General features: G+C 42.3%; 7 protein-coding genes. 4 read left to right on the top strand and 3 right to left on the bottom strand.

Annotated features, from left to right (window positions below; all coding sequences use genetic code 11):
• From O9316_RS10055 to O9316_RS10045, 3 genes are all read right to left on the bottom strand, one after another.
• The coding region (locus O9316_RS10055; protein ID WP_298347140.1) for a hypothetical protein at positions 1-5,045 on the bottom strand (5,045 nt) is incomplete at its 3' end.
• Between the two features lie 489 nt (positions 5,046-5,534).
• On the bottom strand, positions 5,535-6,107 hold the full coding sequence (locus tag O9316_RS10050) for a hypothetical protein (RefSeq protein ID WP_298205459.1): 573 nt from the start codon (positions 6,105-6,107) through the stop codon (positions 5,535-5,537).
• Positions 6,104-6,289: a hypothetical protein gene (locus O9316_RS10045; protein WP_298205457.1), complete on the bottom strand. Its 186-nt coding sequence runs from the start codon at positions 6,287-6,289 to the stop codon at positions 6,104-6,106. The genes O9316_RS10050 and O9316_RS10045 overlap by 4 nt, the downstream gene beginning before the upstream one ends.
• A 255-nt stretch (positions 6,290-6,544) precedes the next feature.
• On the opposite strand from O9316_RS10045, the gene bglX reads away from it, so the two are divergent.
• The 4 genes from bglX to O9316_RS10025 all read left to right on the top strand — a co-directional run bounded on the left by bglX (position 6,545) and on the right by O9316_RS10025 (position 13,194).
• On the top strand, positions 6,545-8,827 hold the full coding sequence (gene bglX, locus O9316_RS10040) for a beta-glucosidase BglX (protein ID WP_298205456.1): 2,283 nt from the start codon (positions 6,545-6,547) through the stop codon (positions 8,825-8,827).
• A 354-nt stretch (positions 8,828-9,181) separates the two neighbouring features.
• A complete protein-coding gene (locus O9316_RS10035) occupies positions 9,182-10,936 on the top strand; it encodes a DUF4209 domain-containing protein (protein ID WP_298205455.1) in 1,755 nt (584 codons plus the stop codon).
• A gap of 190 nt (positions 10,937-11,126) precedes the next feature.
• A complete protein-coding gene (locus O9316_RS10030) occupies positions 11,127-12,434 on the top strand; it encodes an Ig-like domain-containing protein (RefSeq protein ID WP_298205454.1) in 1,308 nt (435 codons plus the stop codon).
• Between the two features lie 151 nt (positions 12,435-12,585).
• Positions 12,586-13,194, top strand: coding sequence for a hypothetical protein (locus O9316_RS10025; protein ID WP_298205453.1), 609 nt, complete (start codon positions 12,586-12,588; stop codon positions 13,192-13,194).
• Positions 13,195-13,241: the final 47 nt, after the last annotated feature.

Here is a 13,241-nt window from a genome sequence, read left to right as displayed (position 1 = left end):
AGCGGAGGGGTATTGCCTGTGAGCAAGTTGGCCTCACCCCATGCCGTTAAGTTAAAGGTGGTGATGTTGTCGGTATCATCATCACACTCTTGGTAATCGGCCACAGGTTGTACCAAAGTCGGTAAAGGATGTACCGTTAAGGCTTGCTCTACCAGTACATAACACGGCTGGTTAAACGAATCGATGTTCAAAGCACTCTCCACCCGAATCCATACATTACCGCCTACATTGGCCGCCGTGGGAGTAAGAATCTCATTGGTATCGGCTAAGGCATCGGCAAGGCTTGGGTAGTAATGCAAACTCACGTTGGCTTGTCCGTTTAAGATGTAGGCCGCATTGGCCGTCAAATCAAACACTTCCAAACCATCCCCGGGATTGGTCACATCACACAAGGCAGCCAAGGCCGGTGGGTCGGTGCGCGGAGTGGGTACAGGCAGCACCCGTACGGTTAGGGTGCGCACGGCACGACAACCCGTAACGTCATTGGTGGCTTGAATGTAAATGGTTTGGTTGGCCGCTACCGTATTGATAAAGGCACTAGGATTGGTAATGGGTTGGGTTAAGCCTGCATTCAAATAGAAGGCTAAGGTATGCCCGGGGACAGTCCCCACAAAACTCACCAAATCAAACGTGGTGAATTGATTGTTGGGCGTAGCATCGTTATCACACAAGGCATACAAGGTGGGGGTGGTCAGTACAATAGGCGTGTTGACACTCACCGTAAAGGAGCCTACAGCAAAACAACCCGTAGCGGTTTGTTGCACACGTACCCAAATGGTGGCGGTGTTACACACGGTAAAAGTACTGGTATTGACAATCGGATTAACCCCCACAGGCGAGGCCGAAGCATCGTTTGCATTGGTGTAATAGGTCACGGTATAGTTATTCGCACTCAAGGGTTGTAAGGCCAATACAGCCGCGGTTTGTTGGGTCAGATTCACAGGCATACAACCGTCTTGGGTGTTGGCATTGGTATCACAAAGGGAAAGCGCAGGCAAGCTCAGCGGAGCAATCGGTGCGGGTTCTACCTCCAAGGTTACCGGCACCACACTGAAACACCCTGTGTTGGGGTCTTCGGCGCGCACCCAAATGATTTGCACAAACGGATCGTTGTTGCTAAAGGGCTGGGTGAGACTAATGGCATTGAGTGGGGTTTGCGCATCGACTTGGGTTAAGTGATACGAAATAGTATAGGCTGTGGTGGACCCCAAGAGTAGCCCTGGGGTGAGGGTATTCAAATCAAAGGTGCTAATCCCATCCTGATTGTCATCACACACGGTATAGGGCGTGGTGGGGACATTGGGTGTGGGACGTGGGTTGACCACTAAGTCCATCGTGGTTACAATACGACAGCCCGTGGTGGTATTACGCAAAGCCACTCCGATGGTTTGGTTAAAGGCAATGGCATTGGTATACGCTGCGGGATTGGCAATGGGGTTGGTATTGTTTTGGGCATTGGCCAAGGTAGGATAAAAGGTTACTTGCACGCCTGTTTGTCCGTTGAGAATCGAGGCAAGCTGCGTGGTGAGGTTAAAACTCTCAAAGCCTAATGGCGCCGTGGTCTCACAGACTTCAAACTGCGGGAAGAATCCAGCGGCGGGAAGTAGCGGCAGGGGATTAACCACCAAGGCAAAAGAAATCACATCAAAACACCCTGTGGTCGTATTTTCCACACGCACCCATAAGGTGGTTGAAGCCGAAGCATAGGCCGTAGTGCCGGTAAGTGCATTTTGAGGCACCAAGGCATCGGCTTGCGAGGTGTAGTAGGTAACACTTTGCTGTCCTGCGGGCAAACTACCCAAGACTTGTGGGGTAACCACCGCATTTAAATTAAAGACGGCAATCCCGTCGGTGTTGTCATCACACAAGGCGTAATCGGCTACAGCACTAGCCACCGGCTTGGGATGTACAATCAGTGAAAGGGTGGTCAAGGTGGGACAGTTGGGCGCTAGGGGGTCGAACACCCGAATATAAATCGTTTGTTGGTCAAAATCGTTGTTGCAAAACGGCTGGTTGGGCGCAATGGGATTAAAGCCCGTTTGCGCATCGGTGGGCGTTAAGTGGTAACTCACCTGCACGTTGGGATTGGTGGTGATCTCGGAAGTCTTGGTGCCCAACACAAAAGTACAGGCCACCCCATCGTTGTTGTCGTCACACACTTCGTATGCGGTGGGGGTGTTGGCCGGTGGCGAGGCAATAATCGTAATGGATTGTGTCACAGGAGAAGCACATTGTCCCGCATTGGGAGTAAACGTATACGTGTTTGAAGTGTTGGGTGTATACGCTGGTGTCCAAACACCAGAAATTCCATTATTGGAAATTGTAGGGAGGGGCGAAGCGATACCCGGACATTGGTTGGGTGCAATGGTAAAGACAGGAAGGTTTGAATTATTGATGACCGTCACCGTCAAGGTTGTAGTGGTCGCACACTGTCCCGCATTGGGCGTAAAGGTATACGTTGTTGTCGCCGTATTGTTGGGAGCGGGGGACCATGTCCCTGTAATACCGTTAGTGGAAGTGGTGGGTAGCGTAGGGAATGTTGTATTAATACAAATCGGACTGATAGCCGTGAAGGTTGGCGTAACCAAAGGGGTAATCGTAATACTGAGCGTGGTCGGATTCGCACACTGTCCTGCGCTAGGGGTAAAGGTGTACGTAGTTGTCGCATTGGGATTAAATGCGGGATTCCACGTTCCCGAGATGCCGTTAGTGGAGGTAGCGGGCAGTGGGTTAACCGCTGTTCCTATACAATACGGACCCAAAACAGGGAAAGTAGGGGTAATACGCGGATTTATAGTAATGGTTACCGTGGTTGTTGTGGCACATTGATTCACGTTAGGAGTGAATGTGTATGTGGTTGTTGAATTATTGTTTAAGGTTGGCGACCACGTTCCCGAAATACCGTTGTTAGAAACCGTGGGTAAGGCAGGAATAGCATCCCCTTGGCAATAGGAAGGAGGGGTATTGAAGGTAGGAGTTACATTGGGGGTAATGGTTACCGTAAAGGATACGTTTACGGCGCATTGTCCCGCACTGGGTGTAAAGGTATACTGGGTAACGCCGAGAAGGTTAGTATTGATCGAGGCCGGATTCCAAGTCCCCGTGATACCGTTGTTGGACGTATTCATTAACAATACGGTTGTGATCGGAGCGCCTTCACACAAATTCAAATTGGTATAAGGAAATGTTGGCGTTATTAGTGGATTTATCGTCACGGTTAAAGTGGTAGACGTCGCACACGCACTGTTGATAGGCGTAAAGGTGTAGGTCGTAGTAGCAGTGCTATTAGGCGCTGGTGACCAAGTTCCCGGGATCCCATTGGTAGAGGTAGTAGGTAATGTAAATGGAGTACCTACACACAAGGGGCCAATGGGGGCAAAGATAGGGGTAACTTGCGGTGTAATCGTTACATTCAACGTTTGCGGATTCGCACAAGGGAATAAAATGGAATCGGGATTAAACGTATAGGTTCCCGAAGCATTGGGATTGATCGTAGCAGGAGTCCACGTGCCGCTAATGCCATTGGGCGAAGTAGTCAACAAAGGGGGCGGCGTGCTCCCTTGACAAATAGGCGCTATAGGTGCAAAATTCGGATTAGTAAACGTTTGACACGGGGTATTGCATGTAACAGTCATCGGGGATACACACGATACTCCATTGGCTTGAATCGTAAAGGTCACCGACGTCCCGGGTGCCAATCCCGTCACCGTAAAATTCGAAGGCGCCACCCAGGTTCCCGTTACTGGAGTACCACCAGCTACCGTATACGTGTAGGTAAAATTGGTTTGTCCTACATTGGAAAAATCAAAATTCAATGAGGTAGGCGTCGTGTTGGGACTGTTTAAATCACAAAATAAGTTCAACGAAGGCCCCGTATTGGCAATGACCACCGTAATCGGAACGCGCTCACTTTCGCATCCGGCAATGGTTTGACTCACATAGTATGTAAACGTTCCCAACGTTGTCGTAGACGGTATGGGTGCCGTCGGAGAAGCGGTTCCTCCCGTAGCATTAGTACCATACCAGTTTAGGGTTCCTCCCGTTGACGCTGTGGCCGATAGGGGTGTAGCGGTTTGATTTTGACAGTAATTTACAGGAGTAGTTACTGTTGGAGTGGGGACCGCCGTAAAATTTATCGTCACGGTGGAGTTAATCACCAATCCACAAATATTGGTTGCTGTAAGGGTAAGCGTCACGCTGTTTCCTGTGGTGGGTAGGGTGAACGTGGGATTTAACACAGACGGACTGCCGACAAAATTCCCTGCGGGGGCCGACCATAATACCGATTGAAATCCTTGGGCAGTTCCGTTGAGCGAAATGGTAGCGCCGCGACAAGCCGTTTGCGTTGCTCCAGCATTGACCGTAAAGGGAACCACGGGAGCCAAACAACCATTATTGACATAACTTGGAACACCAGCAGGAGTAAAGATAACCGTAGCCCCATCTTGTGAGGGAAGCGGACCGCCGTAGCCTCCCGTGTTGTTGATTAATAAACTGCGTTCATAGGTGACCGTATCGGTACACGCGCCCCCAAACGACATCGCTAAGGTTCGTGTACCCGGAATGGTATTGTAATTTGCAAAATGACCTCCAATATTACTGGCATTATTTTGAAAAATCATATATACCGTAGTGGTCAACGTGGCAAAGGAATTGAACGTAACATTGATGTTTTGACTCGTCACCAAAAAAACCGTCGCATTGGCCGGTAAAACGCCACCGGTTGGTTCTAAAATGGTACCACAATTCCCCGCCGTGGCGATACTGGCATTCAATTGCGTTACAATATTGGCTGTGGCCGCATTTTGTATAATTCCTCCCCATGGATTATTGGGCCAGGTAACATTCAAATTGGCCGTATTTAAGGGGTTAGGACCCACTCTGAAACGAACCATTTCATTAAATCCTTCCTCATTGGTGGGATTCGTAGGCGAGCAAGCGTCGACCAATATCGATTCAATCTCAAAACATTGCCCGTGTGAATAACTCGAAATAAAGAGTGTTAATGATAAAACGACGAGGCGCCAATACTTCCGTAAAATCATGTGTTTCCGTTTTTTAAAGGGACACAAAGTTACATAAAATAATGCCGTTGCCCTTGGGTTGTAGTTTAAATTTTTATTCGCTATTCCTATAACAGCCCAACCCTTATTAACCCTAACCGCTGACTCAAAATAAATGAAGAATTTTCTGTTTTGTGCAAAGGCTCACTTTTACCTACACGAGTACTTTGCGCTTTCCGTTTTGTGGCTATCCGATTTTAGCGAATCCAGCAAACTGCCCACTATAACCAAAATAATATTTTTACGTCAAGAAAGAAGTACAACTCAAGAAAAACCAGCTTTAGCAAATAACAGCAGTTATGTGAGGTTGCTTCAATTTGTGTTACTTGTAGTCTGTTTATTGAACTTATCAAATATGCTTTGCTCGTAAACTCCAGCTGTCAAAATCTCATCTTGTTTTATTATAACCTCTGTGTTTAATGTCACGTTTTCTTGATCCTTGTCTAAATCGTCAATAAACTCTTGAACTACTTAGAAATAGTCAGTAGTTATATGTAATTGCTTAGTGTCTTTATCTCTGTACCCGCTGATGAGTGGAATTATGGTTAAATAATTTGTTTTTTGAGGAATTGGAATAATCTCAGAGAATCCAATGTATACTTTGTCATTTTTAAGAGTTACTTGAATTGTAATTGCTTCCTCAACCGATCGTTTAAATAATTTTTCAATTTCATCTCCATTTGCATCGACTGCCCAACCAATAGGTTCATCTTTTTTAAATTTTCTTTGAATGTAATAATTACTTATAATGACAATTAATAAAGTGATAAGACATGAAAATATGACTGTCCAAAAATAATCGACCTTATTTATTGGTACAATTTTTAAGAAAGAAATAATGCAGGGAGTTAGTTTTGGAAAAATTAATTCAACTATTGTTCTAAGCGTAAAGCCTACAGTAATTATTATGATTGCCACTGAAACAGATTCAAATATTATTCTGTTTTGAGTAAGTCGTTGTGTATTGTATTTAAATAATAAAGAGTAAATTAAAACAAAGTATCCTACAATTACGGGAAGTAAAAGAAGGTTGTAGGGCATCATATTCTACTAGTTTCAATTTGTTCTTGAATTATGACAGACTCTTTAAGCTGACGAATCGCTTCTTTAACTTCAGGTCTTTTATAAAAGACCCTTTTGTCAACATACAAACGTCCTGCAGATGTACCTCTCAAACCAGTGTCTTTAGTTTTAGGTTTACGAAAAAAGGAAAGTATTGAAGCCATAATTAATGCGTTTTACAAAACAAAAATATGAAAATAATTAATTTAAATTCAAATTATGAATTACTTCCTAATGTTCGGAAATCTCACACAACTAGTCCATTGCAGAAAAGTTTAGTAAATTCGCTCCGGTATGACGCGTGAATTTTTTTTAAAAAAACCATTGCCCCCCTTCGTTTTATGTGGGAAAATGGAAAACAAGCGCTGCGTTCTACCAACGCGCAACGACCCGTATCGTATGTTTATAACCGATTGACTATGAAATCACTCCTCTTGTTTCTTTCCGTTTGTACCCTCACTCTCGCTCAAGCACAACCCCTAAAGCCCTCAAAATCCACGCTTTCGGTGGAGCAACGAATTGATGATCTTTTTAAACAAATGACCTTGGAAGAAAAGGTGGGGCAAATGAATCAATACAATGGCTTTTGGGAAGTAACCGGTCCCGCACCCACCTCTGGCGATGCCCAGCGCAAGTATGCTCATTTAAAAAAAGGGTGGGTCGGCTCCATGCTCAACGTGCGCGGCGTTGATCAAGTTCGTGCCGTTCAAAAAATAGCAGTAGAAGAAACCCGCTTGGGCATTCCTTTGCTCATTGGGTTTGACCTTATTCACGGGTACAAAACCATCAGTCCCATTCCCTTGGCGGAAGCAGCGAGTTGGGACATGGATGCCATCAAAGCATCGGCTCAAATGGCGGCCGATGAAGCAACAGCAGCAGGCATTAATTGGACTTTTGCACCCAATGTCGATTTGGTACGCGATGCCCGTTGGGGTCGGGTGATGGAAGGCGCCGGAGAAGATCCCTTTTTGGGGAGTAAAATTGCAACGGCCCGCGTCCAAGGGTTTCAAGGCGATACCCGAGCCGAATTGAGTAAACGCAACACCCTAGCGGCTTGTGCCAAACATTTTGCGGGCTACGGTTTTGTCGAAGCGGGCAAAGAATACAATACTGTCGATATTGGAACAGCCACCCTTTTTAATGCGGTGTTACCCCCTTTTGAAGCGGCCCAAAAAGCGGGCGTTCGCACCTTTATGAATGCCTTCAACCTGCTCAACGGCATTCCCGCAACAGGCAATTCCTTTTTACAACGAGACATTTTAAAAGGAAAGTGGCAGTTTGACGGTTTTGTCGTAACCGATTGGGCTTCCATCCGTGAAATGATTCATCACGGGTATGCCAAAGACGTTGCCGCTGCAGCGCAACAGGCCCTAAACGCCGGCGCCGATATGGACATGGAATCGCATTTGTATGTGGCCGAACTGGTCCGCTTGGTGCACGAGGGAAAAGTGGAGAAGCAGTGGATTGACGATGCCGTACGACGAATTTTACGGGTAAAATTTGAATTGGGCTTGTTCGACGATCCCTACCTATATTGTGATGCCCAGAGAGAAAAAGTAACCTTGGGAAGTGCAATGCATCGGGCTACGGCACTCGATATGGCCAAAAAGGCGGTGGTGTTGTTAAAAAATGAAAACAACCTGTTGCCCTTGAAAAAAGAGGGACAGCGTATCGCTCTTATTGGCCCTTTGGCCGCCGATAAAACAAGTCCGCTGGGAAATTGGCGCCTTGCCGCAGAAGAACATTCGGCCGTATCGGTTTGGGAAGGCATGCAAAAGTACACGGGGAATCAACTGACCTATGCCGAAGGCGCGCCGCTCACCCTAGGGAAAACCACCTTTGTGGACGAATTGGTGTTTAATACCACCGACCGCAGTGGATTTAAAAAAGCGGTGCAAGTGGCCCAAAACGCCGATGTGGTGGTCATGGTGTTGGGCGAACACGGATTGCAAAGTGGCGAAGCGCGCAGTCGGACAAAACTGGATTTACAGGGACTGCAACAAGAACTCCTGGAAGCGATTTATGCCGTCAATACCGCTATCGTTTTGGTCTTACAAAACGGACGTCCCTTAACGCTCCCTTGGGCGGCCGAAAACATACCCGCAATTGTCGAGGCATGGCATTTGGGAACCGAATCCGGAAACGCCATAGCCCAAATACTCTACGGCGACTACAATCCCTCGGGGAAATTACCCATGTCGTTTCCGCGGCAGGTAGGGCAATGTCCGATCTATTACAATCACTTTGCTACAGGACGTCCCACGAATGCAGAGAACAATGTGTTTTGGGCGCATTACAGCGATAGTGAAAATAGCCCGCAATGGCCTTTTGGATTCGGACTCAGTTACACCACGTTTGACTATGGGAAGCCCGTCTTGTCAAAGGCGCGTTATGAAATGGGCGAACCCGTTGAAGTGCAGGTTTCGATTACCAATACGGGAAAGTATGCGGGTAGCGAAGTGGTACAACTCTATATTCGCGATCACCATGCCCGCATCGCGCGTCCCGTGAAAGAGCTGAAAGGCTTTCAAAAAATCACCTTAGCGCCCGGAGAAACCCAAACCGTAAAGTTTTCGTTAACCGACGCTGAGCTGGGTTTTTATGATGCCACGGGCACGTATGGGGTCGAACCCGGAACCTTCTCGCTGTTCATAGGAACGAATGCTGCCACGGTGCAGGAAGTGCGGTTTGAACTCCAGTAACGGCCGCTGTACACGCCCAACGCACCCCAATTTCCAATAAGAAGATTGTTACAAATATTCTCGGCGGCGCCCTAGGGTGTCGCTTTTTTTTGCCTGATCGCGCGGATTTGCAATCCGTGCGCTATTTTAAAAAAATGTTCACCCGCTGCGCATATTCTTCTGACTTTGCGCACTCTCGAAACTCGGTGGAAAGTGCAATTGTTTTTAGTGGTCGTTCAAAATCCTAAAGTTTGGGTGGCTTACAACCATTTGGTATGCCTCTTGAAAACAGGTTTTTTAGGTATTAAGAGGTAATTTTCCTTTGTACATTTTCGTATATTTGTTAGTTAGCAGCAAGTTTTTCACACCAAACAAATGAATCCAGAAAATAACATCGAATTTTATCAATCATTGGAAAGCATAAAATCGCTTGACATATGGAATATACAGCGCGAATTGAATTCTGCTACTAAAAACGAAAATGGAGATTGGGATGAAAATATATTAACCGAGCGTAAAATCCTTTTTCTAAACTTAAATAACGGCAAACTCATCTCAAATATCTTTACAACTGATCTAAATGGCAAAGTTCAAGGTGACGTTAGCTTTTCTGAATTGGAATATAAATATATTGAATATAGATTAGAAGATTCAAAAAATAATTGGTTGAAATCGAGATATGCACACTTGCTCTGGGAAAAATATAAGCATAAAAAATTTGCTGAATCAGCATTAGCTGAATATAGTGCTTGTATAAATCAAATAAAAAGTGAGGAAGCTCGTGAGCTTTCTATAATTTTGTCTGCCATTTTCTACATTTCTAAAAATGCTAAAATTGACCAAGAGCATGTTAGAATATTTGCTATTGAATTAATGAAAGAAACTCCTATTTGGATAAAAGGTTCAATTTTAAGAGAGGCTTTACATCATAACTTACTTGAAAAAAGCAGATTAGTTTCTATAGCTAATGAAATTGAAACATTTGTTGATTTTAAAAATGCTGATTCATATTTTACTAATGAAGTTAACTTAAACATTGCTTTACCACTATTTCAAAAAATTGCAAAATCTGCAACAAAAGTATATTCTCTTTTAGCTCAGAATGAAGACCTTATTATTAAACAACATCCAAATGACGATGAATTTATTAAAATTACTCATGTAGGTAATAAGGCTTTATATCATAAACAAGCGAAAGAAATCGAAAAGTATGATGCTACAATGCGTGAATACAATCGCTTAAAAGAAAGTGTCAAATTGAATAAAATCAGCATTCCACTTGGCGACGATGCTACAATTAAATTCAACGAATTTCTTAATCTTAAATCTAATTTTCTTTTGCAAAGACCGGCTGAAGAAATTCTTGCATATTTTGCCGAGAATGAAGAGCTTTTAGTTGACTCAGGAAAACTCAGGGAAATTGCTGAAGGAAGAGTTAACAAGTCTTTTATGCATTTATTAAATACAATAACTTTTGATATTAATACAAACTTCAAAGTACTAACAGAAAAAGAAAAAATAGACAAAGAAGTTCTCGATAGTTATATTATATCTCATAATATTCAATGTTATGCATTATTCTTAAAAGTATTTTCTCAAGGTATCATTTCTGGAAAACTAAATTATTATAACGTATACTCTTTTTTTGAAAAATATAGTTGGTATGGACAAAAGACCAAACGAATTATAAATCAAGATTCTGCGAAAGATAATTCCTTATGGCTATCACTACTGGCTCCAGGTTTACATAATTTATTTGCTCAATACGAGTTGTCCATACTGTTAAATACAAATAAGGTAAATAACTTTATATTGGCTATTGACTCTTTAACACTTAAGTTTGAAGGAATTCTACGTGACTTCATTAGACTATGTGGAGGAAATACGAGTAAAGATAAAAATGGTGAATTAAAAGAACAGTTACTAGAAGAACTACTTGAAAACGAAATAGTAATAAAATACTTTTCTACTAAAGATATAGATTTATTCAAATTCACATTTACATCTAGAGGTAATAATATTAGAAATAACGTAGCTCACTCTTTCATGGAATTCTCTGACTATGGATTGAATGTTGCGAGTTTAGTATTTTTATGTATTTTGCGACTAGGAAAATATACTTTAGAGTAAACCTGCTGCTAACAGCGAGTTCGCGCTATTGCTGGTTTTTCTTGTATTGAACTTCTTTCTTCACGAAAAACTTTATCTTATTTGACAGTAAGCAGTTCGCTGGAATCGTAACAGACGCGAAGCCGCGGAACGGAAGGCGGTGCCGTTTTATACAGACTGATGTTGGTGGTAATACTTAAAAATACATGCAATGACAAAAACAATAGTGACATCAATATTCATCCTAATTTTTGGGTACTCCTGTCTTGGACAAGAATTGAAGACCAAAATTGTGACTTCTGATATTGATAATTTTTGGATGGCATATGACGCAATACACAACACAACTGATAGCTTAGAGAGAATTAAAATCATCAAAGACCGCTATATCAGTAACGCAACTGACGGACTTAATGGAATGATAACAGCCCGTGAATATGAAGATTATGAATTCGTAGAAGCTATTTTAAAGTATCCAAAATACTGGAACTCAATTCGCCCAAACACGGCTAATCTCACAAAGGACAGAGAACAAATTGAGCACTATTTTACTAAGCTCCACGAAATTTATCCCAAATTAAAACCAACGACAATTTATTTTCCCATAGGCGTGTTCAGAAGTGCAGGAACGTATCAAGGCAACAATGTGCTTTTAGGGGCCGAGTTTATGCTTGCAAATAGAGACGCTGACCTAAGTGAATTGCCTGAACGTGTACGAAACGGTATGTCAGCATATATGCCCTTCGATATTCCACTTATTGCTTTACACGAACAAATACATACGCAACAACAACGTTGGGAACATTTGAGTATTATCCATAGGTCTGTAGCGGAAGGCTTAGCAGAATTTATTTCAACCTTGATTTCTCAACGACCCCTTTCTCCGGGAGTTAAATTTGGAAAGCAAAATGAGAAAAGAGTATTAGATAGGTATATGATTGAAATTTTTAGAGATGACGACGTTGGTAATTGGCTTTCAAGTAAAAACCAAAACGAACTTGAAGTGAATGATTTGGGATATTACATTGGATATGAAGTATGTGAAAGATATTACAACAAATCCACAGACAAAAAACAAGCAATTAAAGAACTTATCGAGTTGGATTATAGCAATGATAATGAATTTGCAAAAATTTTGGACGGTTCAGGTTTTCTCCCTATGACTTGGAATGAAATTGGTGCAAAGTATGAGTCAATGCGACCAAGCGTAATTGGAATTAAAGAATTTACAAATGGAAGCAAAAATGTATCGACAAAACTGAAAACAATTACAATTGAATTTTCAGCGCCGATGAGTAGTTGTTGTAGAACTATTGACTATGATCAATCAAAGAAAGGAGAATTTTTAAAGATTAAGAAAATAATTGGTTGGAGTGAAGACTACCGTAAATTTTCATTTGAAGTTGAAGAATTGAATCCAAATACTAACTATCACATAATTATTTCCAACTTTGCAAAGGAAGATGGTGGAAACAGATTAGCACCTTACCGCATTGAATTTAGCACAATGAAGCGATAAAAATACGAATACGCTGGCGTTCCCCGCTGCGCAAAGTCTCCTGACTTTGCGCAATCCCCCGTTCCCCGCGCTCCTGATGCCTGGAGACTTTCGCGTGGTACATATAATAACCAATACCAGCTTTGAAAAAAATGAACTAAATAAAATAATTATGAGAAAACTTTTATTCTTTTTAACAACTTTTAGTCTACTATCTATGTCCCTATTTGGACAAGAAAATAAATCGGTTAAGGATACCATTACTTCAATTAATGATAATCAAGAACATTTTACTTTTTTAGGCATTCCGATAAATGGCTCAATTAAGCAATTTGTGAAAGAACTAAAAAAACAAAAATTTGAACTAGAAGAAATCACAGAAGTAGATGCTGTACTCAATGGTAGATTCGCTGGTGATAAAGTGCAACTTTTAGTACAAGGTGAAAAGGAAACTGTTTTAAAAGTATCTGTAATTTTCCCATTACGTAAGTCATGGACAGACACAAAAGAAACATATTATCTTTTTAAATCAATTCTAACAAAGAATTATGGAGAACCAAAAATTGTAACCGAAACTTTTGAGAAACCATTTGTTGATGGTTCAGGAGATGAAAAGGAAGCATTAAATGAAGGGAAGTGTATATTTGAAAGCTATTTTATTACTGAAAAAGGAGAGGGAATGATTAGTTTAAATATCCATACTGATATGAGTTTAGTTATCGTTTACGTCGATAGAGCTAATTATTTAAAGTTAAGCGAAGAAGCAAAAAAGAAGTTTTAAAGTTAATCAAATCCTACTGCGTAAAGTCAACTGTTTTTCTACCCGCT

The sequence above is a fragment of the Flavobacterium sp. genome (genome assembly GCF_027533505.1).
Lineage (GTDB): Bacteria > Bacteroidota > Bacteroidia > Flavobacteriales > Flavobacteriaceae > Flavobacterium.
The sequence above is the reverse complement of the archived record's forward strand: the minus strand, read 5'-3'. Positions and strand labels throughout refer to the sequence as shown.

Excerpts from the sequence above, each read along its gene's own strand:
- O9316_RS10050 (WP_298205459.1), bottom strand. The coding sequence starts at position 6,107 with ATGATGCCCTACAACCTTCTTTTACTTCCCGTAATTGTAGGATACTTT.
- O9316_RS10045 (WP_298205457.1), bottom strand. The coding sequence starts at position 6,289 with ATGGCTTCAATACTTTCCTTTTTTCGTAAACCTAAAACTAAAGACACT.
- bglX (WP_298205456.1), top strand. The coding sequence starts at position 6,545 with ATGAAATCACTCCTCTTGTTTCTTTCCGTTTGTACCCTCACTCTCGCT.
- O9316_RS10035 (WP_298205455.1), top strand. The coding sequence starts at position 9,182 with ATGAATCCAGAAAATAACATCGAATTTTATCAATCATTGGAAAGCATA.
- O9316_RS10030 (WP_298205454.1), top strand. The coding sequence starts at position 11,127 with ATGACAAAAACAATAGTGACATCAATATTCATCCTAATTTTTGGGTAC.
- O9316_RS10025 (WP_298205453.1), top strand. The coding sequence starts at position 12,586 with ATGAGAAAACTTTTATTCTTTTTAACAACTTTTAGTCTACTATCTATG.